Source organism: Streptomyces sp. NPDC006610, assembly GCF_040611575.1.
GTDB lineage: Bacteria > Actinomycetota > Actinomycetes > Streptomycetales > Streptomycetaceae > Streptomyces.
In genome coordinates this window covers 1-21,368 of record NZ_JBEXOP010000055.1, presented here as the reverse complement: position 1 = coordinate 21,368, position 21,368 = coordinate 1, and the positions used below count along the sequence as shown (strand labels likewise).

Annotated in this window: 35 protein-coding genes; 28 read left to right on the top strand and 7 right to left on the bottom strand. The window is 69.2% G+C overall.

Annotated features, from left to right (window positions below; genetic code table 11):
- Positions 1 to 26: 26 nt before the first annotated feature.
- The 13 genes from ABZY13_RS30755 to ABZY13_RS30695 all read left to right on the top strand — a co-directional run bounded on the left by ABZY13_RS30755 (position 27) and on the right by ABZY13_RS30695 (position 7,490).
- Positions 27 to 200, top strand: coding sequence for a hypothetical protein (locus ABZY13_RS30755; protein ID WP_356636553.1), 174 nt, complete (start codon positions 27 to 29; stop codon positions 198 to 200).
- An 84-nt stretch (positions 201 to 284) separates the two neighbouring features.
- A complete protein-coding gene (locus ABZY13_RS30750) occupies positions 285 to 509 on the top strand; it encodes a hypothetical protein (protein WP_356636551.1) in 225 nt (74 codons plus the stop codon).
- Positions 510 to 559: 50 nt separating this feature from the next.
- Entirely contained in the window at positions 560 to 1,828 is a 1,269-nt protein-coding gene (locus ABZY13_RS30745) for a hypothetical protein (protein ID WP_356636549.1), read from the top strand.
- A gap of 8 nt (positions 1,829 to 1,836) precedes the next feature.
- Positions 1,837 to 3,954 (top strand): hypothetical protein, encoded by a 2,118-nt coding sequence (locus ABZY13_RS30740; protein ID WP_356636547.1) that lies wholly within the window; start codon positions 1,837 to 1,839, stop codon positions 3,952 to 3,954.
- A 223-nt stretch (positions 3,955 to 4,177) separates the two neighbouring features.
- Positions 4,178 to 4,573: a hypothetical protein gene (locus ABZY13_RS30735; protein ID WP_356636545.1), complete on the top strand. Its 396-nt coding sequence runs from the start codon at positions 4,178 to 4,180 to the stop codon at positions 4,571 to 4,573.
- Between the two features lie 36 nt (positions 4,574 to 4,609).
- Positions 4,610 to 4,771, top strand: coding sequence for a hypothetical protein (locus ABZY13_RS30730; RefSeq protein WP_356636543.1), 162 nt, complete (start codon positions 4,610 to 4,612; stop codon positions 4,769 to 4,771).
- 88 nt (positions 4,772 to 4,859) lie between these two features.
- Complete coding sequence (locus tag ABZY13_RS30725) at positions 4,860 to 5,045, top strand: hypothetical protein (RefSeq protein ID WP_356636541.1); 186 nt, start codon at positions 4,860 to 4,862, stop codon at positions 5,043 to 5,045.
- On the top strand, positions 5,042 to 5,521 hold the full coding sequence (locus tag ABZY13_RS30720; protein ID WP_356636539.1) for a hypothetical protein: 480 nt from the start codon (positions 5,042 to 5,044) through the stop codon (positions 5,519 to 5,521). The genes ABZY13_RS30725 and ABZY13_RS30720 overlap by 4 nt, the downstream gene beginning before the upstream one ends.
- A 10-nt stretch (positions 5,522 to 5,531) precedes the next feature.
- Positions 5,532 to 5,834 carry a hypothetical protein gene (locus ABZY13_RS30715; RefSeq protein ID WP_356636537.1) on the top strand — a complete coding sequence of 101 codons (303 nt, stop codon included), beginning with the start codon at positions 5,532 to 5,534 and terminating at the stop codon, positions 5,832 to 5,834.
- Entirely contained in the window at positions 5,831 to 6,046 is a 216-nt protein-coding gene (locus tag ABZY13_RS30710) for a hypothetical protein (protein WP_356636535.1), read from the top strand. The genes ABZY13_RS30715 and ABZY13_RS30710 overlap by 4 nt, the downstream gene beginning before the upstream one ends.
- Before the next feature lie 10 nt (positions 6,047 to 6,056).
- A complete protein-coding gene (locus tag ABZY13_RS30705; protein ID WP_356636533.1) occupies positions 6,057 to 6,404 on the top strand; it encodes a hypothetical protein in 348 nt (115 codons plus the stop codon).
- A gap of 38 nt (positions 6,405 to 6,442) precedes the next feature.
- Positions 6,443 to 6,664 carry a hypothetical protein gene (locus ABZY13_RS30700; protein WP_356636531.1) on the top strand — a complete coding sequence of 74 codons (222 nt, stop codon included), beginning with the start codon at positions 6,443 to 6,445 and terminating at the stop codon, positions 6,662 to 6,664.
- Positions 6,665 to 6,818: 154 nt separating this feature from the next.
- Positions 6,819 to 7,490 (top strand): DUF4352 domain-containing protein, encoded by a 672-nt coding sequence (locus tag ABZY13_RS30695; RefSeq protein WP_356636529.1) that lies wholly within the window; start codon positions 6,819 to 6,821, stop codon positions 7,488 to 7,490.
- A gap of 526 nt (positions 7,491 to 8,016) precedes the next feature.
- On the opposite strand, the gene ABZY13_RS30690 is transcribed toward ABZY13_RS30695, so the two are convergent.
- Positions 8,017 to 8,259, bottom strand: a complete 243-nt coding sequence (locus tag ABZY13_RS30690; protein WP_356636526.1) for a hypothetical protein — start codon at positions 8,257 to 8,259, stop codon at positions 8,017 to 8,019.
- 106 nt (positions 8,260 to 8,365) lie between these two features.
- On the opposite strand from ABZY13_RS30690, the gene ABZY13_RS30685 reads away from it, so the two are divergent.
- The 7 genes from ABZY13_RS30685 (at position 8,366) to ABZY13_RS30655 (ending at position 10,666) form a co-directional block, all read left to right on the top strand.
- The gene (locus tag ABZY13_RS30685) at positions 8,366 to 8,704 is read left to right on the top strand and encodes a hypothetical protein (RefSeq protein ID WP_356636524.1); all 339 of its coding nucleotides are present in this window, start codon (positions 8,366 to 8,368) and stop codon (positions 8,702 to 8,704) included.
- A 10-nt stretch (positions 8,705 to 8,714) separates the two neighbouring features.
- The gene (locus ABZY13_RS30680; protein WP_356636522.1) at positions 8,715 to 9,143 is read left to right on the top strand and encodes a hypothetical protein; all 429 of its coding nucleotides are present in this window, start codon (positions 8,715 to 8,717) and stop codon (positions 9,141 to 9,143) included.
- Positions 9,144 to 9,206: 63 nt separating this feature from the next.
- On the top strand, positions 9,207 to 9,395 hold the full coding sequence (locus tag ABZY13_RS30675; protein ID WP_356636520.1) for a hypothetical protein: 189 nt from the start codon (positions 9,207 to 9,209) through the stop codon (positions 9,393 to 9,395).
- 41 nt (positions 9,396 to 9,436) lie between these two features.
- Positions 9,437 to 9,718: a hypothetical protein gene (locus ABZY13_RS30670; protein WP_356636518.1), complete on the top strand. Its 282-nt coding sequence runs from the start codon at positions 9,437 to 9,439 to the stop codon at positions 9,716 to 9,718.
- A 51-nt stretch (positions 9,719 to 9,769) separates the two neighbouring features.
- On the top strand, positions 9,770 to 9,901 hold the full coding sequence (locus ABZY13_RS30665; protein WP_356636516.1) for a hypothetical protein: 132 nt from the start codon (positions 9,770 to 9,772) through the stop codon (positions 9,899 to 9,901).
- A 2-nt stretch (positions 9,902 to 9,903) separates the two neighbouring features.
- Positions 9,904 to 10,182, top strand: a complete 279-nt coding sequence (locus ABZY13_RS30660; protein ID WP_356636514.1) for a hypothetical protein — start codon at positions 9,904 to 9,906, stop codon at positions 10,180 to 10,182.
- A 295-nt stretch (positions 10,183 to 10,477) separates the two neighbouring features.
- A complete protein-coding gene (locus tag ABZY13_RS30655; RefSeq protein ID WP_356636512.1) occupies positions 10,478 to 10,666 on the top strand; it encodes a hypothetical protein in 189 nt (62 codons plus the stop codon).
- A 61-nt stretch (positions 10,667 to 10,727) separates the two neighbouring features.
- On the opposite strand, the gene ABZY13_RS30650 is transcribed toward ABZY13_RS30655, so the two are convergent.
- Positions 10,728 to 10,877: a hypothetical protein gene (locus ABZY13_RS30650; protein WP_356636510.1), complete on the bottom strand. Its 150-nt coding sequence runs from the start codon at positions 10,875 to 10,877 to the stop codon at positions 10,728 to 10,730.
- A 169-nt stretch (positions 10,878 to 11,046) separates the two neighbouring features.
- Here ABZY13_RS30650 and ABZY13_RS30645 point away from each other — a divergent pair, with 169 nt between their 5' ends.
- The 3 genes from ABZY13_RS30645 to ABZY13_RS30635 all read left to right on the top strand — a co-directional run bounded on the left by ABZY13_RS30645 (position 11,047) and on the right by ABZY13_RS30635 (position 12,984).
- Entirely contained in the window at positions 11,047 to 11,214 is a 168-nt protein-coding gene (locus ABZY13_RS30645) for a hypothetical protein (RefSeq protein ID WP_356636508.1), read from the top strand.
- Between the two features lie 667 nt (positions 11,215 to 11,881).
- Positions 11,882 to 12,454: a hypothetical protein gene (locus tag ABZY13_RS30640; RefSeq protein WP_356636506.1), complete on the top strand. Its 573-nt coding sequence runs from the start codon at positions 11,882 to 11,884 to the stop codon at positions 12,452 to 12,454.
- Positions 12,451 to 12,984, top strand: a complete 534-nt coding sequence (locus ABZY13_RS30635; protein ID WP_356636504.1) for a hypothetical protein — start codon at positions 12,451 to 12,453, stop codon at positions 12,982 to 12,984. The genes ABZY13_RS30640 and ABZY13_RS30635 overlap by 4 nt, the downstream gene beginning before the upstream one ends.
- Positions 12,985 to 13,096: 112 nt before the next feature.
- Here ABZY13_RS30635 and ABZY13_RS30630 read toward each other — a convergent pair whose 3' ends face one another.
- Genes ABZY13_RS30630 through ABZY13_RS30610 form a run of 5 tightly spaced genes read right to left on the bottom strand, consistent with a single transcriptional unit; the run spans position 13,097 to position 17,936 of the window.
- Positions 13,097 to 14,770, bottom strand: coding sequence for a phage portal protein (locus ABZY13_RS30630; RefSeq protein ID WP_356636502.1), 1,674 nt, complete (start codon positions 14,768 to 14,770; stop codon positions 13,097 to 13,099).
- Between the two features lie 29 nt (positions 14,771 to 14,799).
- A complete protein-coding gene (locus ABZY13_RS30625) occupies positions 14,800 to 15,285 on the bottom strand; it encodes a hypothetical protein (RefSeq protein ID WP_356636500.1) in 486 nt (161 codons plus the stop codon).
- Positions 15,286 to 15,298: 13 nt separating this feature from the next.
- On the bottom strand, positions 15,299 to 16,549 hold the full coding sequence (locus tag ABZY13_RS30620; RefSeq protein ID WP_356636498.1) for a PBSX family phage terminase large subunit: 1,251 nt from the start codon (positions 16,547 to 16,549) through the stop codon (positions 15,299 to 15,301).
- A gap of 2 nt (positions 16,550 to 16,551) precedes the next feature.
- Positions 16,552 to 17,052 (bottom strand): hypothetical protein, encoded by a 501-nt coding sequence (locus tag ABZY13_RS30615; RefSeq protein ID WP_356636496.1) that lies wholly within the window; start codon positions 17,050 to 17,052, stop codon positions 16,552 to 16,554.
- Positions 17,053 to 17,066: 14 nt separating this feature from the next.
- Entirely contained in the window at positions 17,067 to 17,936 is an 870-nt protein-coding gene (locus ABZY13_RS30610) for a hypothetical protein (RefSeq protein ID WP_356636494.1), read from the bottom strand.
- A 152-nt stretch (positions 17,937 to 18,088) separates the two neighbouring features.
- Between ABZY13_RS30610 and ABZY13_RS30605 the strand changes: the two genes are divergently transcribed.
- The 5 genes from ABZY13_RS30605 to ABZY13_RS30585 are packed head-to-tail and all read left to right on the top strand — an operon-like array spanning position 18,089 to position 21,233.
- Positions 18,089 to 18,886 (top strand): hypothetical protein, encoded by a 798-nt coding sequence (locus ABZY13_RS30605; RefSeq protein ID WP_356636492.1) that lies wholly within the window; start codon positions 18,089 to 18,091, stop codon positions 18,884 to 18,886.
- A gap of 9 nt (positions 18,887 to 18,895) precedes the next feature.
- Complete coding sequence (locus tag ABZY13_RS30600; protein WP_356636490.1) at positions 18,896 to 19,756, top strand: P22 coat protein - protein 5 domain protein; 861 nt, start codon at positions 18,896 to 18,898, stop codon at positions 19,754 to 19,756.
- Between the two features lie 42 nt (positions 19,757 to 19,798).
- Positions 19,799 to 20,173, top strand: a complete 375-nt coding sequence (locus ABZY13_RS30595; protein ID WP_356636488.1) for a hypothetical protein — start codon at positions 19,799 to 19,801, stop codon at positions 20,171 to 20,173.
- A gap of 34 nt (positions 20,174 to 20,207) precedes the next feature.
- A complete protein-coding gene (locus ABZY13_RS30590; protein ID WP_356636486.1) occupies positions 20,208 to 20,855 on the top strand; it encodes a hypothetical protein in 648 nt (215 codons plus the stop codon).
- Between the two features lie 3 nt (positions 20,856 to 20,858).
- Positions 20,859 to 21,233 (top strand): hypothetical protein, encoded by a 375-nt coding sequence (locus tag ABZY13_RS30585; RefSeq protein WP_356636484.1) that lies wholly within the window; start codon positions 20,859 to 20,861, stop codon positions 21,231 to 21,233.
- Positions 21,234 to 21,368 lie beyond the last annotated feature (135 nt).

Here is a 21,368-nt window from a genome sequence, read left to right as displayed (position 1 = left end):
GCCACCCCACCCGAGAGGAGCCCGTTATGGGCTGGAAGAAGGACCGTGCCGAGATCAAGCGGTTGATGGCCGCCCGCCCCGACCCGGACGGCAGGCACGGCGACGAGACGCCGCAGGCCGAGGCGATCAACGCCGAGCTGGACCGCAAGTTGCGCGAGCAGCCCGTGTGGCGCCGCGCCCGCGTGCTGTACGAGGACTGACCGGCTGTCCGCGGCACCCGGCCCGCCCGGGTGCCAAGGAGAACCGGCGCAGCCCACCCCCACCGACAACCCCGGAGAACTGCCGTGAGTATCGGCTTCTTGATCGGCCTGACCCGTGCCCGCGTCGCCCTCATCGTCATGGGTCTGGCGTGGCTGTTCGGCCTCCACGCACCCCCCACCATCCGCCTGACGATCGCCGCCCTCGTCATCGCCGCGCTCCTCCTCGACGGGCTCATCGACGAACAGCGCATCCGCCACACCGCCGACACCAAGACCCAGGCCCGCGACACCTACACCCCCACCGCCTGAGAAGGGACTGATCACCCGTGACCGCCACATCCGTCGAGAAGGTCAACGGCGTGCCGCTGGCCCCCGAGCCCCGGTTCGACCCGGTCGCCCTGGCCGAGGCGGAGGCGATCCGGACCCGCGCCGCCGCCGAAGCCGACGCCCTGCGCGCCGAAGCCGAGGGCAAAGCGGAGGCAGAGAAGATTCGCGCCGCTGCCGAAGCCGAGCAGTTGCGGCTGGAGAACGAGAAGCAGGCCCTCGCCAACGAGCGGGCCGCGCTCCGCTTCAAGCGTGAGGAGGCCGAGCAGCTCGCCAAGATCGCCGAAGCAGAGCGCAAGCGCGAGGAGACAGAACGCGCCCGAGAGGCCGCCCGCCGCCAGGCCGAGGAGCAGCAGCAGTCTGAGGCTGCGAAGGCGGAAGCCGTCGAGAAGTCCAGCAAGCGGTGGCGCCGCGTCGCGCAGGGCTTCTACGCCCTGTGCGCTGCGGTCGCCCTCCCCGTCCAGATGAACGCCTTCTACGACGAGAACGCCAAGTACCTGGTCGTCGCCCCCGTGTTCATCGAGCTGATCGCGCTGGTCGCTCTGGTCGGTGCCGCCGCCGCGGTCACTGCTGGACGCCCCCACTGGCACTACCGGCTCGTCGCCTGGCTCGGCGCGCTGACCGCTGCCACGATCAACATCGTTCACGGCCTCGCCGAGTACGACCCGGCGACCGCGTTCGGTACCGCGCTCGCCTCGATTGCCGGCCCCGGCATGTGGGATCTCCACGAGCACGGCCGGATCCGCAAGCGCGACGACAAGCCATCGTGGCGGCAGCGGTGGGCACAGGCGAAGGTGGCCAAGGCGGAGGAGAGTCGGCGGGCTGCCGAGGAGGTCCGGAAGCAGGCTGAGAAGGAGGCCGCAGACAAGGCCGCGGCTGAGGCTGCGGAACAGCTTGCTGCGGCGCGCGCCGAAGAGTTCCCGAAGGTGTGGGAGCACGCTTGCCGGCTCGCTGCCGCACTCGGTGAGACGACCGTGACTGAGACCGTGTGGCGGCGTGCGCACCTCGACATCGAGGGCGCCGAACCGGGCGAGTCCGCGGAGACGATCCGGGCCCGCAACGTGGCCGCCGCACGCGTCGAATCGGCCCGAACCGGCGCCCCCGTCAGCACCCTCAGCAAGACCACGAACGCGCAGCGTGCGATCCAAGTTAAGACCCCCACGCGGCGGTCCTCGTACAAGCCCACTCCGCCGGTCCGGAAGCCCGGCGACACGCCTCGCTTCCACCCCGTCGCGCGCCGCCTTCACGGCGAGACGAAGCGCCGCCTGAACGCCGCCAAGCAGGCCACCGAGAAGAAGGACTGACCTCCGTCATGGCTACTCCGCTGAGCGAGGAGCGCCCGCCGCTCGCCCTCGTCAAGAACCCGCCTCAGCCGCCGGTCGAGGACGCCGTCATCGTGCACCGTCCCGACACCGGCCGGCCCGCCTGGATCGAGTCCGCCCGCACCCTCGCCGAGCGCACCGCCCGCGCCGCCAACAGCGCCCGCCTGCCCCACACCATGCGCGGCTACCGCAAGCTCGGCCGCCGCTGGCTCGACAAGCACCGCGACCACTACCCGCAGCTGATCGCCTCCGCCGACGCCGCCATCCGCGACGCCGCCGGCGACCCCATGCAGGAAGCCAAGTTCAAAGACATCCGCGACCACTACCGGCTCGAGTATCGGCGGCACCGGCTCATCCACAGCGCGAAGACCGCCGGCTGGACCTCGGCCGCGGGCGTCGGCGGCGCCTTCGGTGTCGTCACCGGCAGCCTGTGGATCGACCTGCTCGCCGCCGTAGCCGCATACGGGTACGGCGCCTACCACGGCACCGACCGCACCCCCGCAGACGCGGGCCAGCCCATCCCCGGACTGCCCGCCGCCGAGACCACCGCCAGCGGGGCCGTCACCGTCGACCAGCTGCCCGAAGGCGCCGAGCCGTTCCCGCTCGCCCGCGCCGAGACCCCCGAGCAGGCCGCCATGTGCGTCCTCCTCGCCGCCCGCGCCGAGAACCTGCCCATCATCGAAGTGTCCGACATGGCGCGGCAGCCGTGGGGCTGGCAGTGCACCGTCCGCGTCTCCGAAGGCACACCCGAAGCGATCATCGACAAGGCCGGTGGTCTCGAAACCCGCTTCGACCTGCCCACCAACGGCGTCCGACCCCAGCCGCTCAAGGCACGCCGTGCCTGCGCCGTGCTCCGCCTCGTCGACGGCGACCCGTTCGCCACCGCCCCCGGCCTCCCGTACCGCGCCCCCAAGTCCCTGTCGATCACCGACGCCTTCCGTGTCGGAACGTCCGTCGGCGGCGACCCGCTCGAACTGTCCCTGGCTGGCGTCATGGGCCTCATCGTCGCCGCGTCCGGCGGCGGCAAGACGGGCATCCTCCAGGCCCTCGCCGAGGGCGTCACCGCCTGCCGCGACAACATCACCATCGACCTCGACCCGTTCGGCGACGGACTCGAAGACCTCGGCGACGCCGTCCGGATCACCGCCCGGTCCAACGAGCAGATCGAAGCCGTCCTCCTGTTCTTCCTGGTCATGGCCAAGGGGCGGGCGCGGCTGCGAGCCAAGCTCGGCATGGGGAAGAAGTGGCGGCCCACCCCCGAACACCCCGCCGTCACGATCTTCTTCGACGAGCTACCCAAGGCCAGCACACTCGCCAAGCGCCTCTACAACGACCTGCTCCTCGTCGGCCGCAAGGAACTGATCACGGTCCTGGCCGCCTCACAGGGAGGCCAGGCCGCCTACCTCGGGGCGAACATCGCCCAGATGGTCGCCCTCAAAGCCGTCGGCCCCTGCAAGGTCGAAGACGCCCGGTCCGTGTTCGGTGACGGCTCCGTCCGCGAGGGCTACCTGCCGCACAAGCTGTCCCCGGCCACCCAGACCGACCCCAAGGACGCCGGTCACATCTTCATCCAGGGCGTGCCCGGCAAAGCCGACGAGCCGATCGAGTACGCCATCCACGAGACGCAGCCCGACATTCTGCGGAAGGTTGCGCAGGAGCGGCTGGAGGCCGGGCTGCTCGACCCCGACCAGGACAGCCTCGACGCCATGAGCGGCGTGGACCTGCCCGAGTACTGCGAACCCGAGTACGACAAGGAAGGCGACATCAAGAAGCCCGCCCCGGTCAGGCTCCTCACCTGGGAGCAGCTGCTCCGACTGTGCGACGCGCAGCCGGCCGCGGGCCGAGAGCTGACGGACGGCCCGGAGCGGGCCGCAGTCGAGGACGCGGTGACCGTGATGGAGAAGGCCGGCGTCGACCGGATGAAGACCGAGCCGCTGCTCGCCGCGCTCCGCGAGTTCACCCCGGAGACCTACGGCGAGATGGGCGTCGACGAGTTCAAGGCCCTCATGAAGACGGCGGGCGCCGGATCGCCGATCACGCTCGGCCCGATCGGTGACGAGAAGAACCCGCGCGGCTTCAAGCGTGATCGACTCCGCCACCTTCTGTGACCATTATGCGCCGTATGTACCCCTGATTCATCGCTGCTCGCCTCTGCTACCGCCAGAAAACCCCAGGTCACGTCGCTCCGCTGTGCCGATCAGCATCTGATCGGCATCCGCTCCGAGCATCGACTGAGCGTCGAGCCCCATGGCCGTGACCTGCACCTTCTGGCGCTGCGCACCACAGATCAGACAGACCAAGCCACCACAAACACGACAAGGAGACTACCTCATGGCCAAGACCTGGGAGCCCACCAAGAAGGGCGCTCGCGACCTCAACAACTGGCTCAGCAGCGGCAAGACCGTCTACACCCTCCGCAAGATCGCCCGCAACGTCGCCCCCTACGAGGACCCGTACCTGTACAGCGCCCACACCTTCGACTGGCGGTCCCCGATCACCGGCCACTGGATGACCGGCCACCTCTCCGCCGCCGGTCTCCTCGCCCAGGAGGGCACCGTCTACGAGCAGCCCCCGGCCGGCGTGCGCAACATCGCAGACCCGGCCCCGCAGGTCGCCGGCCCGCTCCCCGCCGGCTACGTCGGCCACCTCGACGAGGCCGAGATCCGCGGCCTGGAGAAGCGCGTCCGCGACAGCTCCGACCCGAAGAAGCGGCGCTGGGGCCGCTGAGGCAGGCACCCACCCGACCAATTGAGAGGAAAGCACATGGGTTTGAACATGATCCGCTACCGCGTTGAGGGCCCCAACGGCGAGTTCCTCGACGAGTTCAGCACCAACGCGCCGGATTTCGCCAGGGAGCGCATCGGCCGCATCCGCAAGTACGTGCCGGACCTGACCGTCACCGAGACCCCGGACAACCGCGAGTAGTTCCGCCGGGGCGCCCCTCGACTGCCTGGAAGCGACCAGGGGCGCCCCGCACCTCCCACCCACCGACAGCGAGCAGGAGATCACCATCATGACATCCCGCATGACCGACCAGCAGTGGGAAGCCCAGAACAGCAACCTTGGCCCCGCCGAGGCCACCGCCCGCGGCCTGTGCTGGTGCTGCGTCGGTAACGGCGTCCTCTACACCGCCTTTGGCGGCGTCCAACGCGCCGTGCCCTGCCGCGAGTGCCGAGGCGACGGCAAGGCGCAGCGATGAAGACCGCCACCGCGCACGCGCCCGCGGCAAGTCCGCCCCGGCCGCTCTCCTTCGACGACCGGCTCGCGCTCGCCGCTCTCGCCGTCGACGCCCGCACCGACACCGCGCCGTTCGACCTGGCCGACGTCATCCGTGTCCCCGCCGACAGCCCGCAGCCAGCCGCGCCCAGCCCGTACAGCAGCCCCATCGCCGACCTCCTGCACCGGGCCCGCATCCGTCTCGAGACCGCCGGCTGGTGCCGCACCGCTCTCCACGACGAGTCGGGCGCCGTCTGCCCGATCCGCGCCATCCGTCTCGAAGCCCGCGGTCGGCGTGACCTCGCCGACGACGCCTGCATCGCTCTCCTCGCCGCGATCCAGCGCGACTTCCCGACCGCGGAGACCATCCCGTCCTGGAACGCGCAGCAGTCCAGCCCCGCACCCGTCCTCCTCGCCCTCGACAACGCCGCACGACACGCCGCCACCCACAACCAGTAAGGAGAGATCCTTGGGATACAGCATCAGCCACGGAGTCGGCAGCACACGCTCCGCGCTCACCATCGCCAACCTGGGCCAGCACCTCGCCCACACCCTCACCGGCAGCGAATGGCGGGAGCTCAGCTTCCTGTTCGACGGCCGCCTCTCCGACGTCGTCCACGTCCCGCCTCGCCAGGCCGGTCGCATCGGTGACCTGCTGGAGAAGGCAGCAGGCAGCCGGTCCATGAACCCTGAGTGGGGCGAACTCGCCGCCACGCTCGCCGAAGCCGCCCGCCGCGCATCCCGCGCCGGAGAAGACTGGAGCTGGACGTGAGCCGCAGCCAGAAGCAGGCGCGCGAAGCGGCGATAGCCGCCCTCATCGCATCCGACCAGGCCAACCGCGCCGGGCGGCACACAGACCCTGCCCACCGGCAGGTCTCCGCCGCACTCGACGCGGCACAGGCCGCCGGATGCGACCTCGGCGAAATCCACGCCACGGCTGATTGCCGCTACGGGCAGTGGCTCATCGACAACGCCGGACGCTAAGGGGGACCTCATGCCCTGGATCGGGACGATGCCCACAGCGCTGCTCAACGACGAGCAGGTGAGGCCCTCCGAGTACCGCAAGTGGAAGCACGCCCACCAGCGGTTCGAAAGCGGCAAGGACCGCGCCACGGTCGACGCCTACAAGGCGGCAATCAGCGCCAACGGTGGCCGGCTGACCACCCCGATCCGGCTGTCCGTCGACGACCGCACCCACGAGGTTGTCATCGCCGACGGACACCACCGAGCCATCGCAGTCATCGAACTCGGGCTCACCGAATTCCACTTCACCTGGGGGTGGCGCCGCTCCTGGTCCGTCACCCACGAACGCGTGCCATTCCCCGACGGCATCCTCACCTGACCCGCCAACACACCTCGCCCGACGAGTAGGAGAACACCATGCCCAAGCCCACCAGCGCCGAGATGGCCGAGTACGTTCAGGAGAACCGGGCTCTCGCCGCGTTCCGTCGCGCGCAGGCGGACCTGTACGCGCACACCGCCGAGGAGGCCGCCGTCGGCATCACCGTCGAGACCCCCGAATACCTGCGGCTCAACCAGGCCGTCATCGACGCGGGGAGGCAGTTGCCCGAGGATTTGCAGCACCTCAACGACAGCATCTGACCAACTGCACGCGAAGGGCCCGGACCATCACCGGTCCGGGCCCAAGCCGTAGGCGGGGGAGTCAGGCGTGGGGTCACGGAATGGGCACAGCGCCTCCAAGCGGGGCACCGTCAGCGGATGATGCCGATCACGTAAACGACGTCCTGGGGGGACGATGAGCAACACCAACACGCCGCCACCGCCCGGCTTCCCGCCGCCGCTCCCGCCCGAGCAGCCAGTACCGTCGGCACGAAACCGCACCCACCTCCTCATCATCGGAGCGACCGCCGTCATCGTCGCCACGATCATCGGTACCGGCATCGTCGTCGTGAACTCCCGCGACGACGACAGCGGAGACGACAAGCCGACCGTCGCCAAAGCCACCGAGACCAGTCCGCCGTCGAGCCCGAGTAGCAGCCCGACACCGGACAATCGGCCGGAGCTCAAGCTCGGCGACACCGCGCAAATTGAAGAAGACCTCGGCTCGTTCTCTGCCGCTGCCCTCAACTACCGAGACGAGGGCGTCAAGGGGTGGCCGGAAGCCCTGAACCCTGGGGAGAAGTGGGCGGTGCTGGATGTGAAGGTCTGTAACACGGGCGGCGATCCGATTCAGACGTCCACCATCCCGTGGGCCCTGGGCTACGAGGGCGGGGTACGTGTCGACTCGGCAGGCATGAACGCGGGCGACCTCCCGAAGCCTTTGTATCCGATGGACGCCAAGGTCGCGGCCGGGGACTGCGTGCGTGGCAACATCGTGTTCCAGGTACCGGAGGAGAGCCGGCCGGAGCGGGTGCTGTACTCGCCGTCCGTGCTGGACGAGCCGTTGGAGTGGCAGATCGGGAAGTAGACGGGCGTAGGGCGGCCCCGCACCGGAGCGTTCCGGGCGGGGCCCTCGTCATGCCGTGGGCGGGGCCAGTTGCTCCCATTTCCACGGGGTATGCGTGGTGTGGCGGTGATGGCGTCCGCAGGTTCGACAGTGAGTGGGCCGCCAGCGGGCTTGGGGGATGAAGGTGTGGAGCGGCTTCAGCCAGTGCCCTTCGATCTGGAGGTGGTCGCCTCGATGTTCACCGCAGCGGTCGCAGATCCAGTAACCGTCAGAGCCGTCTGGCTGGACTGGCCCTTCACGGAACCAGTGGTCGGTGATCAGCGGCGGGCGAGCCGTCATGGCTGCTCCCCTGCCCACTTCGGCCTGACGTCGATGTGGGTCCAGCCAAGTCGGCTCCGGGACGACCGCTCGACCAGGTCTCTGCGGAGGGCCTCGGCCTGTTCCCTGGCGGGTGGCTTTCCCTCGCCGTCGCTGACAATCCGGCGATAGTCGGCGATCTTCAGGTGCCAGTTACGGGCACCGCGGTATGCGACCACCTCATATGCGGTCACTGCCCCTCCTGCCCGTCGGGCTGCTCTGCTGCCTTCTTGCTGACACCGGGTCCGCCAATCTGCTCGAGTGCGCGCTCGGGCTGCTCGTTTCCGGGCCAGCGGACGTGCCACCGGATGTACTCGCGGATCAGACGCGCACGGTTCCGCTCGCCGACGGCTTGACCGAGGGCTTCCCACTCGTCGTCGGGGATGCGGATGGGGCGCATGGGCGTGTGCCCGTCGGTCTTCTGCTTGGCCATGGGGCCATCGTAGGGGTGTATATGCATGAGTTCCACCGTAGGGCTTGCGGTGTATATACACCAGGGTCTACAGTGCATATACACGCACCGAACGAGGGGGACCTGCATGATGCACTCGAACCGCACCCGCCGCGCCACGCTGAAGGCCCGCACCCGCACCAGCCGCGCCGCCGCGAAGATCCGCCGAAACGGCACCGGCACCCTCGCCGCCCACTGCATCGCCGCCGGCCTCGCCCCCAAGGAGGCCCGCACCGTCGCCAGCAGCCTCCGCAAGAACGCGTCGAAGGCCGCCGCCACCGGTGTTGAGGGCATCAGCTACACCAAGGGCCGCGCCCGCCACTGCACCCGCTACACCCCGGCCGAGGTCGCCGCGATCGCCGTCATCTACCGGCCCCGCAAGCCCGCCTACCGCACCGCCGCCGCCCGCCTCGCCCTCGCCGCCTGAAGGGAACCCCATGAGCTACATCCGCCAGACCTGCCGCCGCCACCCCAACGCCGGACGCTTCCTCGCCGAATGCTCCGGCTGCAAGCAGGAACTGCACGACATGCAGGAACGCAACCGCGCGATCGCCGCCGCTTCCAAGGCGATCGCCAGCATCAACGCCCCCGCCGACGCCGAGGTCCTCGACGCCGCATGGGTGCGCGGCGCCCTCGTCGTCGCCACCCGGCAGCCGTCCTCGATCGCGTTCGAGTACGCCGTCGACGCCTTCCGGCCCCCCACCGTGGACGAGTTGGACCCGGACCAGGACGAGCCGCGTGCGCCGGGCGAGTGGATCCTCGTCGACCAGTACGGCAACCACACCGCCGCCGCCGTGCCGGGCATGGTCGCGGACGCGACCGCTTACCTGCGCGAACTGTTCCCGCTGAGGGCCCTTGCTGCCTGACCGTTCGGAGCCCGCCGACTGGCGGGCTTCGCCCGCCTCGCCCTTTCTGCAGAGGAGAACTCCATGGACCTGGACCAGGAAGACCACCCGCTCAACAAGCTGGGCCGCCCTCGCTTTGTGGTTCAGGAGTTCGGTCCTCGCAACTTCGCCGTCTACGACATCGTCAGCGGCTTCAACTACGACTTGCGCTTCACTCGCAAGGCTGCTCAGAAGGCGGCTGACCGTCGCAACGCCAGAGCCGCCACTGCTTGACCCCCGCCCTACGCTCAACCCACCGCAGAAAGGAACCCGCAATGGCCGACCTGCCGTCCCGCTTCACCGCGACGCCCGCCGAAATCGACGCCTACCTCCGCAGCATCCTCGCCGAGGACACCTACCTCCGCTTCCAGCAGGCCATCGGTGACCACGCCATCGCGCAGACCATCGAGGACGCGGACGCGGTACGCACGGCAGCCGACAACGAGGGCCTCCACAACAACGACTGGCGGGAAGGATGGGACGACCTCCGCGACCGCATCGACCCCGACGGCAACGGCCCCTACCCGACGGTCCTCGTTGAGTTCCCTAACACCTGAATCGCACCCGCCGCGTCCGACGGCCGGCGGTGCGTGGGGAGGAGAAGCGCCATGGTGACCCCAACTGCGACAGCCGAGGATCCGCCGCTGTCCGAGCGTGGCCCCGCGCCCGGCCGGTGGGAGGAAACCCCCGCCGAAGCCGCCCGCTGGGACCGCTACTGGTTCGACCGAGACGAGGACTGACCGTGCCCCGCCTGTCCGCGAAAGCAGCCCGCGCGACCATCGAAGCCGCCGAACTCGCCAAAGCGCCCGACTGGCCGGACACCCGCCGCTGGCACGTCATCTCCGGCGACAGCGTCCTAGTCGTCATCGAACCCTCCTACCGGGCCGGACGGCGAGAAGGCTGGCGGCCCCGCCTCCCCGACAGCAACCTCTACACCAGCCCACCCCAACCCACCCGCGAAAAAGCCGCCGCCACCGGACTCGCCGCATGGGAACGATGGGCCACAAGCTCTGAGACGTGATCCGACTTGAGCCCGAACCCGCCCCGAAGCCTTCCGGGCCGGGGACGCAACAGCGATTTTCGGTCGCGTCTCAGTGACAGTTTTCGCGAAAAGGAGGCAAACGGCCTGGTCAATCCGCAGTGGCCGATGAAATAGCCACCACCTTTGGCCGGTTGCATCGCTGGGGTGCGCTCCTCCATTGTCATCGCGTCGGGCAACGACCCCGACAGCGCGAAGGAGCCCACACCCGACGCCCGAGCAAGGCAACTGTCGAATGGAGCTCCAAGCGCGGGTCCCCCATGCGAAGGAGACGCCGATGGAAGACTCCCACACCCCCGCCACGGGCGCCACGACCGGCAAGACCAAGACGGAACGCCGACCGACACGACTCCGTCGCCGCCTGATCGAATGGAGCATCCACCAGCACCTCATGCGCGGCCTGGCCTACGGCGTCGGCAGCGGCGCCGTCAGCCTGCTCATCCTCTGGATCCAGAACCGACACTGACCGCGCAGCACACCGAGCGGGCCCGCCCTGGAGTAGGGCGGGCCCGCAGGCGTATCCGGGATCAGTCGATGTAGGAGCCGTCGGCCCGGTACTGGTGCCGGCTCTTCAGGTGCTTGCACTGCGGGCAGTGTCTGATCACCCCGCGCTTCACTGCCCAGCTCATGCCGGCCGTGCACAGGTGCAGGAACCCGAGTGTCCAGTCCTGTGCCATGCGCGCGATCCCCGGCTGTGTACACGTCCGGCAGTCCCTGCACCCACTCGCCATCACGGCCCCCTTCCACGGCGCTCCACCCCCGGAACGCAAGTCCACGCACTCTAGACGCCGCACGAGGCGCAGCGGGCACACTTCGATCAGGAACCAGAGCGGAAGGAGGTGAACCATGCCGGGACGCAGGACCACCGGGTTCAAGTCCAAGGCGCAGTGGCGCCTGTTCTGGGCTAACCCCAGACTGCGGCGCTACGCCCGCGAGAAAGCCCACGCCACGAAGGGCGGACCCGTGACCCGCTACCGTCGACTCCCCGCGCGGAAGGGGACCCGCCGCCGCTAGGCAGCGGTCAGCCCGCGCGAGCCCCCGCCCTCCTCCTTGGCGCTGCCGCCTCTCTCTGCTAGCGCCGTCCTGGCCTCACGCTTCCATGCCTGCTTCTCTCGCGCCCTCTGGGTTCTCTTGTCGACTGCGTCGTCTGGGCAGTCGGGGCCAGCTGGGCTGCCTCGGCAGATGGGGCAGAAGGAGGGATGCATCTTGCTGAGCATGCGCGCCATGATCTCACCTTAGAGCGCCCTCGCCGTGGATTCATAGGCTCACATCGCGATTTACCTCCACTTTGAAGGTGACGTGTGTTAGTGTCGTGACACGCCCTTCGGGGCCACAACCCACGTGGCACCGCTTGGAAGGCGTGGTATGGCGCGGCGCCGCATGCCAAGGCAGGCCACGGCGAGGCACTTCAGGGTTTCCGGGTGGACGGTCACAGCGGGGTTCGAATCCCCGCCACCCACGCAAGACGCTGCAGGTCCGGGCCTGGCACGGCTAGGTGAGGCTCGGCCTGGCCAGGCCCGGCATAACAACTCATGGGCAGTACAGGGCGGATGGTCTTCGGTGGGGTTCGACTCCCCGCACGCCCACTCGGCACGGCACGACCTGGCAAGGGATGGCTAGGCGGGGCCAGGCCTGGGTTGGATCTTCTCTTCCCCCTCCGCACACCGCTGGGAGCTGCCGCATGCAGTTTCGTCTCACGATCATCGGTACTGCCGAACTCCTCATGCACAACGCGAGACTGGCGAACCCTCTCGACCCCGCCGCGAAAGCCATGAAGGCGATCAGCGGCAAGAGAAAGAAGACTGACGACGACTTCGAGGAACTCGCCCGCCTGGAGCATCTCGGAGGCCTCTACCTCGACCCTGACGTCGGCCCCTACATCCCTGGCCAGAACATCGAGCGCTGCCTCGTTGACGCCGCCAAGGTCACCCGATCCGGCGTGAAGGTCACCCGAGGCGTGTTCGTCTCCACCAACATCAACCCCCTCGCCTACCAGGGGCCCCGCGACGCCGACGGCCTGTGGAGGGACGAGAACTTCCGCCACATGGCATCCGTCAAGGTCCAGCAGAACCGCATCATGCGCTGCCGCCCCATGTTCCGACAGTGGCGCACCGCCGCCGAAGGGACCCTCGACACCTCGGTGCTCTCCTTCGACGAACTCGCCGACATCGCCAACACCGCAGGCGCCATGATCGGACTCGGCGACTACCGCCCCCGTTACGGCCGTTTCACCGCCACCCTGGAGAAGCTGTGAAACCCTTCGAGCCCATAGGCAGCGAAGCCCGCTGGCGCACCATCTACACGCTGCTGAAGAAGCGCGGCGTGGGAGACACCGTCACCTACGAGACGATGGCCGACGCTCTCGACCTCGACCCGGTGCGCGACCGCACCACCATTCAGGCAGCAGTCCGGCGGGCCGCCCGCGAGTACGAGGAGAGGGACAAGCACGCCCTCACCGCCGTCCCGAACATCGGCTACCGGGTTGTTGCGGCACAGGAGCATCTGACCCTAGCCCGCAAGCAGCAGCGCAAGTCAGCGCGCGCTCTCGCAGCCGGGCATTCGAAGGTCGTCAACGTTGACTTCACCGGCATGGACCCGCAGGTACGCAAGGCGTTTGAAGTCACCGGGCAGGCATTCGCCCTTCAGATGGACTTCAACCGCCGCTTCGACGTTCGCCAGCGGCGCCTAGAGTCCGTAGTGCAGGAGACCAGCACGCGCACGGACCGCAATGAAGCGGAAATCGCCGAACTCAAAGAACGCCTCGCTCGACTCGAAGCTGGGTGAGGTTCACACCGCCGGGCGAGACCACGCGGGGCTAGGTGCGGCATGGCATGGCCAGGCACGGCTGGGCATGGCTACTCAGGGTGGGCCGTCCCTCGGGGCGGCCCTTCGCCATTCACGCTGCCTTCAAATCCCGCTCGCTGTCCTCGTCCTGCCCTTCATCCGAGCCGGCGTCCGGGGCGTCGGCGGCATCCTCGTCGTCGTTCGGCTCCTCCGGCATTCGGCTGCCCGTGTTGTACGGGTCGCCGGCCGGGACCGCCGACTGCTTGTCCTCGCGGATCCGCTGAACTTCCGCCCTGACCTCGTTGTCGTCCCAGGACGGCTCCCGCATCCGCACCTTCATGAACGTCGAGATCGCCCCTGCCGCGTCCAGCAGGGACAGCGTGCGGGCAGTGGCCTCCGGATCCGGCTGCACCGCCGGGGACCACGTCGCCGTGAGCTCCGCGGCCGGGTCGACGCCCTTCGCCCCGCAGTGCTTGACGTCGACCAGCATCATCGTCGTCAGGTGGTCCAGCAGCGCAGGCCGCTGATAGAGGATCTTCGTGCCACGGGTGGTCAACGACTCTTCCTTGCGGGCAGCGACCTCCGTTGCGGTCACCGCGACACTGCCCTCTTCGCCGAAGGACTGCGCCGAATAACCGGCGCTGCTCAGGATCTGACGACGCAACGCCTTGCACGTCGCCTCGTGTTCCTCCACCCGGATCTTGAACTGCAGCTCAGTGATCGAGTCCTTCATGTGCTCGTCGCCCAGCAGGTTCAGGGCGACGAGGAGTTCCCGGTCCAGGTCGAAGGTGCCGCCCGTGCCCGGCCCGTCCGTCTCCAGCATCGACTGCGGCACCAGAACCTTGGCCTTGCCCAGTCGCAGGTCACGCATCCAACTGGTCCACGCCTCGTCGAGGGCGTCCATCATCGGCTCGATGCCGGCGAAGTCGGAGCGGCCCAGGGGTGCCGTGTGCGGCACGCCGTCCCATATCCGGTTGGGTAGCACGTTCGGCAGGTGCGTGATCAGCAGCCGGTCGACCCCGGTCGCCTGCCGCCCCAGCGTGTCGGTGCGCTTGGCCAGGTCTTCCGTGTCGGGGTGATCCGAGAGTTCCTTGCGCATCCCGATGGTGTCCCGGCCGCCCAGGTATACGCCGTACTCGATCGTGCCGGGGGTGTGGTATTCCAGCAGCCGCCACACCTCACCGCTGTCCTTGAGTGGCTCCAGTTCCCGCCACACGGTCGCCGCCGCGAGCATGCCCCACCGCCACTCGGGGACCACCGCAGCCGCTGGCAGGACGTCCGTCCACGGCCTGGGACGCAGCGTCCTGTCCCACACGACACGCAGGTAGACGTTGGACAGGCCCGCGGTCATCTCGGATGCTTCGCGCATCTTGGCGTGGCCGCGGTCGTCGAGGTAGCGGCCGATCTGCGCCTGCGTCGACGCCGCCGTCGCCGCGTCGGTGGAGTCGAGGTCGACGGTGACCTGGGGCACGTCCGACCACAGCAGGTTCGCGGACATCTCGGCGATGTCCGCTGCGATCGGCACATGCAGCTTCGCCGCGGTCTGACCGGGTGCCGGGTCCTGACCCCAGAACATGCGCAGCTCGCCGTTCACGATGCGCCGCCGGTCGACGTCGAAAAAATCGCGGGCGGTCCCGTTGCGTGTGTAGGCGGCCACCCCGCCGTACACCGCGGCCAGGTGGTTGGGGTCACCGGAATACCAGGCCTGCCACACGTCCATGTCGGCGAGGGGGATGTCCAGGTGCGGGGGAGGCCACGGCGTGTCTCCGGATTGGGGCAGCGGCATGGGACGGCCTCCTTGGCTGTAGTGGGTGGTCAGGCACCGCGTCCGAGGCGGGTGAATGTGGTTTCACGGGGAGGTGCCGGACGGCCGTCTTGGGCCGGGGCGTTGAGCCGTGTGCGCACCCATTCGGCGTCGGACTCGGCAATGTGCGCCCCTGCGGAGCGGGCCACGATGATGTGCATGGGCTGCCCATCGCCGTCACGGTCAGCGGCGACCCACGCATTCCAGGGCTGGGATCCGCGGTCGGGCAGCGTGTGGCCGTCGGGGCAGTGGGGGCAGGTCATGTCCTGCTGCGGCGGCTCGGGGTCGTCCCAGATGATGCGGGTGTGTCCGCCGTGTCCGTGGACGTGGACGGCGTGGGCAAGGTCGTCCCAGAACACGGTGGACGGGCGTTCGCCGAGCCAGCGGACGGACACGGTGCCGTCGGACCAGACGATGCCGTCGGCTACCCGGCCGGTGCCGGAGACGCCGGTGACGTCGTGGTCGCGCTGGAGGTGGAAACGGCGTGGCTGGGTCATCAGTTCTCCTTGGTCAGGCGGCGAGGGCGAGCTGGCGCTGCCACAGGGCACGGGTGGTGAAGACGGCGTAGCGGAGGGCGTCGACGCCGTGGTCGGCGACCTTGATCGGGCGTTCCTCGCCGCGGAGGGCGGCCTTGTCGTCCCAGCTGTAGCCGCCGATCTCCGTGATCAGGGCCTTGCAGGACTCGTGGACAAGGAGCTTGTTCGCGGCAAGCAGGGACGACACGACGCGGATGCCGTCCATGACGTCGTTCTTCGCCGGGGTCGGGGTGAGCTTGTCGCGCTTGAGCTGGGTGACGAAGCTCGCGGCGGAAGGGTCGACGGTGACGAACGACGGGCGGATCGACCCGATGCCCGGCACGTCCTGCAGCCAGGCCCGCAGTCGCTGCGAGTATTCGGCGTCGGTCAGCTGTCGGCGCACCTGCCGCGAGTCGTACCGCCACTCCGCTGCCGCGTACAGCCGTCGGTCGCGGCCGAGGCCGAGGAGGACAGCGTGGAACGGATTCTTGGTGCCGTAGTCCACACCCAGGCTGATCCACTTGTGGATGCCTTCGCGGGGCAGGCTGGTGACGATGTGACGCTGACGGTCCCACGAGTCGTAGATCGCGCCTTCTGCGGCCACCCACTCGCCCAGGATGAAGCGGCGGTAGAAGAGGCCCTCGTGGGAGGACTTCATGTCGGCGACGTAGTCAGGGTCGAGGAACGGGTTGTCGTCGATTGTGAAGGAGAACCGGGAGATCGGCTTCTTCCCGACCTGGGACAGCCAGTCCCGCATGAACCAGTGCGCCGGGTTGTCCGGGTTCGTGGTGCACAGGAGTTGGGCGCCGCGCACGCTCATTCGGCCGTACAGCTGCTCGAAGAAGACCTGCGGCACGAGTGTGACTTCGTCGACGTAGGCCCCGCACACGGTCATGCCTCGGATCTTCGGTTCGCTCTTGGCGTCGTTGGCGCCGATGACGTGAACGACTCTGCCGAGGATGATCGCGGTGGGCGCGCCGGGCGTGTAGTGGATCAGTGAGGCGATCGGCCCGAACAGGGCCGGGTCCTGCATGGGCAGGAACAAGTTCCGGTGGATGGTCTGCGCCGTCTTCCCGATCATGACGAGTTCGCCCGTCGTCGGCGCATTCGCTATGAAGATCAGCCACTTCAGCAGAGACGCGATGGTCTTGCCGGAGCGAATCGCCCCCTCCCAGCAGGAAATCTTGGTCGTCGACTCGGCGACAGACCTGATCTGCTTCCGGGACAGGGGCAGGGTGTCGAGCACGGCTACGCCTCGTCGCCCTCGGCCTCGTCCTGCTGCCGCGAGAACGCGGTCAGCGCCTCACCCAGCGACCCCAGCATGCTCTTCGCCGCATCCAGGCCCGACGACTCCTCCGCCGGCACCAGCTTCATCACCTTGTCCACCGCGATCGCCGCGGTCGTCACCAGCTTCTGCCGCTCGGCGATCGGCGCCTCGGCAAAGGTGTGCTCGTTGTAGTCGTTGTTCTTGCCGCCGAAGCTGTAGACGGTGGTCTCCTGGTGCACTCTGCGCAGTGAGTCCTCGGCGATGTCCATGAACCGTTCGGCGATCAGCGACTTCCGCTCATCGAGGTCGGCTTTGCGGGCTTCCGCCGCGGCCCGGATCTTCGTCCGGTCGAACGTCAACCCGAGGTGTTCGGCGGTGCGGGACACGCAGGACGAGTTGATGCCCATCTCCTGGGCGATGGCGTTCCTGCCGAGCCCGCGGGCGTGCAGCTCGCGCAGCTCGTCCCAGCGGTCTTCGGACATGACCCCTCTCGGCATCAGGGCCTCCTATGGGTGCGGGCGCGTCGGCGCAGCAGGGTGGGCAGGGGCATTCCCGTGAGCGGCCACTGCGGCGACCACGGGATCAGCTGGCAGCGGCAGTGCGGATGGCGCGGCGGCCCGGACACGGGGCTGGTGAACACGGTGCGCTGCGGGTCGAGGGAGAGCCCGCCGGGGAAAAGGCCACCGGGGCGGACGTAGTGGCCGGCGTAGGCGCGGCACGCGGGGCAAGCGTCGGCTTCAGCGACCCACAGCATGCGGACGCCGGGGCCGAGGGCGCGTGCGACCAGCCGGGCGCCATGAACGGCGGCGCTGGTGACGGCGACTGCGGTGCCCGCGGTGATGCGGCCGATGGCTCGCCGGGCGCGCTGGAAGACGGCGTTGAGGCCCGCCATGCCCATGGCGGTCAAGCCGGCCGCGGTGAGGAGCGCGAGGGCGCCGGCGTGTTCCTGTTCGACGGCGGCGGGGATGGCGTCGCAGGCATGCTGCGCTTCGGGGCCGATGGTGGGCGGGATGGGCGGGGTGGGTTGCCCGCTCATTGTGGTGGCGATGGCGGATGCCTGCCGTATGCCGGTGCGGGCGGCGGCGGTTGCGGCGCGTTCGGCGTCGTGGCGGGCTTGCTGGCCGCGGTTTCGGAAGGCGTCGGCGAGGAGTTGGCGGACGTAGTCGATGAGGTCGCGCAGTGCGCTGCCGGCAGGGGTGTTGCGGCCGGGGCCGGATGCGGTGACCCAGCGGGTGAGGGCTGCGGCCTGGGCTTGGGTGAGGGCTTGGGCGAGGGGCTGGCTGGTGGTGTAGGTGGCGCGGCGTTCGAGGTCGCGGATGGCGTCGGGGTGTTGCTGGGCTGTGTTTGCGGCTGTCTGACTGTCCACCACCCCACCCCTCCCACTCCTGTGAATCTAAGGAAATCTTGCCTTCTAGCCTTTGATTGTGCAGCATTGGAGCAAGTTCAGGGTTAACATCTGGGCTAACGCGAGGCGATCAAGGCATCGCCGGACCGCGCAGGCCGCCCAAGGAGGCACCGATGTCGACCCCCGCCCAGCCCGGAAGCACGCCCGCGGACCCGAGCAGCCAGCCGGCCACCCCGCCCGCGCCGACGGACCCCGCACCGACTCCGCCAGAGCCGGCCGCCCCCGCAACCCCCGCCACGCCCGAACCGGCCACCGAACCGAAGCCCGCCAGCGAACCCAAGGGGAAGGCCCCGAAGTTCGAGGGCGAGTTCGACCCGGCCAAGTTCGAACGCCTCGTCGAAAACCTCCGCGGTGACGTCGCAGCCGAGAAGGCCAAGCGCGAAGCCCTGGAGAAGAAGGCCAAGGACGACCAGGCAGCCCTCATGAAGAGGGTCGCCAAGGCGTTCGGGCTGGAGACCGACGAGGAGAAGCCGCCCACCCCCGAAGAGCTCGCCAAACAACTGGACGAGGCCCGCGGAGAGACCAAGGCGTCCCGTGAGCAGGCCCGCCAGACGCAGGTGGAACTCGCCGTCTACAAGACGGCCGGGAAGTACGGCGGCGACCCCGACGCGCTGCTTGATTCACGTTCCTTCGCCAACGCCATATCGAAGCTCGACCCCACTGCGGCCGACTTCGACGAGCAGGTTGGCAAGGCCGTGAAGGCGGCGGTGGACGGCAACAAGAAGCTCGCGGCCAAGGCGCCGGAGCCGGAGGAGCCGGAGCCCACCCCCGCAGCAGGCGCACCGATGGACGGGGCCCCCGGCGGCAAGCGGCAGCTGACGAAGGCGGACGTGGACCGCATGTCTCCCCAGCAGATTCGCAAGGCCCTGCAGGAAGGTCGTCTCGACGCCTATCTGGGCAAGGCCGGATAAGGACTCAGCATGTCCGTCGCGCTTTTCAAGCGTGAGGTCTGGGCCGCGAGCATTCTCACGGGCCTGGACGAGACCCTCGTCTACGCGCAGCCGCAGATCGTCAACCGCGACTATGAGGGCGAGATCACCTCGCAGGGCCAGTCGGTGCGCATCGTCACCGTCGGCGACCCGTCGATCTTCCCCTACAAGTCCGGCGACACGATCAACTACGAGGACATCGACACCGCCGGCACCGACCTCCTCATCGACCAGGGCGACGCATTCGCGTTCAAGCTCGACGACGTCGACAAGGCGCAGGTCGCCGTCAACCCGATGATGCGCACCACGCAGCGCGCCGCGCTCAAGCTCGCCGCGAAGGCCGACAGCTACGTCGCCTCCCTCTACACCGGCGTCGCCCCGTCCAACGTGGTCGGCTCCACCGGCTCCCCGGTCGCCATCGGCGCCACGCCGACGGACGCCTGGGACAAGGTCCTCATCCCGCTGCGCACCAAGCTCAACCGCGCCAACGTGCCCGCCGTCGGCCGCTACGTCGTCGTCTCCCCCGAGTTCACGGGCGCCCTCCTGCGCGACGACCGGTTCGACCGCGTCGACGCCTCCGGCTCCAGCGAAGGCCTCCGCAACGGCATCGTCGGCAGGGCCGCCGGCTTCGACGTCCTCGAATCCAACGTCACCCCCGTCCCCACCGGCGACATCCAGGTCATCCAGGCCGGCTACCCCGGCGCGATCACCTACGCCGACCAGATCCTGGAAACCGAGGCGCTGCGCCTGGAGTCCACGATCGCCGACGCCGTCCGCGGCCTGCACGTTTACGGCGCCAAGCTGCTGCGCCCCGAGGGAATCGCCGTCGCCTACGTCGACCCGTCCGCCTGATCCCCCTCCAGGCATCTCGTCCGCGCTCTTACAGGAGGAATCGTGGCGCGCACAGCACTCACCCCCGTCAGCTTCGGCGGCGGCGACATCGCCGACCCGACCGGCACCACCATCGACTCGACACTCGTCACCAACGGCGTCGTCATTAACAGCGCCGACCCGTCCCGCACCGTACTGCGGGTCACCAACTCCGCTGGCACCGCCAAGAAGGTCACCATCCGCGCCGGCGGCACCGACGGGCCCGCGTGGATGCGCACCCTCGGCGACTCCGAAGTGACCGTCGGCGCGGGCGCCACCCGCTGGATCGGCCCGCTGTCCGAGGCCCGCTACACGCAGCACGGCGGCAAGCTCCACGTCGACTTCGAGTCCGGCACCACCGGCACCGTGACGGCTTTCCAGCTGGCGCGGGGGATCTGACATGGCGGCCCGCGAGTACATCGGCGCTGGAGGGATGAGGCTGCATCTTGACGAGCCGCTCTCCCCGGAGATGGCCGCCCAGGTCGACAAGGGCGAACTGCGCCTGGCCGAGGACGGGGACCCGCTGCTCGACCCGGACCGCACCGTCGAGCCGCAGGTCATCCAGAACGGTGCGGACGCCCCCGCCGCGACCCGGGTCGGCCGCAACGTGCACTCCGCGCCCGAACGCCCCGACGCCGACGCGCACCCCGGGGCGTGGGCGACGTATGCGGTGAGCCTCGGCCTGCTCGCCACCAAGGCGTCCACCATGAGCAAGCCGCAGCTCATCGAGTGGGTGCAGGCCGTCGAGGACGCGGACACCGGTGCCGTCGGCGATGCCGGGGAGGGCGTGGCCGGCCCGGAGCACGCCAGCGTGTACGGCCGCCCCAACGACGCGCACGGCGAGGCGGCCCCGCTGCCGGTGACGACCGTCGAGCCCGCCGAGCCCGAGCCCCAGGGCGACGACGGCCAAGACCAGTCGGACGAGCCGGTGAAGCCGAAGACGACCGACAAGGTCGCCGAATGGCGCGCCTACGCCGTCCACCTCGGCATGCCCGAAGACGAGGCGAACGAGGCGACCAAGACGGAGCTGCAGGAGTGGGTTCAGGTCCACGAGGACGCCAACAGCGGGTCGGGGGAGTAGCCGATGCTGTATGCGACCGTCAGCGAACTGGAGGCGTGGCTCGCCCCTGAGCCCGCGCCGGCCAACGCTGTGCGCCTGATCGACCGGGCGTCCGCGGCGATCGACCGGGCCCTGTACGGACTCGCATACGACATCACCGACCCCGCCGTGCTGGAGACCCTGTCCCGGGCGTGTGTCCGGCAGGTCCACTGGATGATCGACCGGGACGACGAGACCGGCGCGCAAAGCGACCTGGCGTCGATGTCGACCGGTGGGCGCTCCTTCGCCCGGTTCGCGCCGAAGCCAGGTGCGGGTGCCCCGCCGCAGCTGTGCGAGTCGGCGGCCGACGTGCTGCTGACGTCCGGGCACTTCCCCCGCTTCGCCTGGGTGGTGGGCTGATGCCGTACAACATCGGCCGCCAGACCGTGACCGTGCTGGACGCCCCACTCGTGACGCGCGCCTACAACGAACAGATCCGGGACTGGGAACAGGCAGTTCCGACGGTCGTGCGGGGCTGCACGGTCGACATCACTG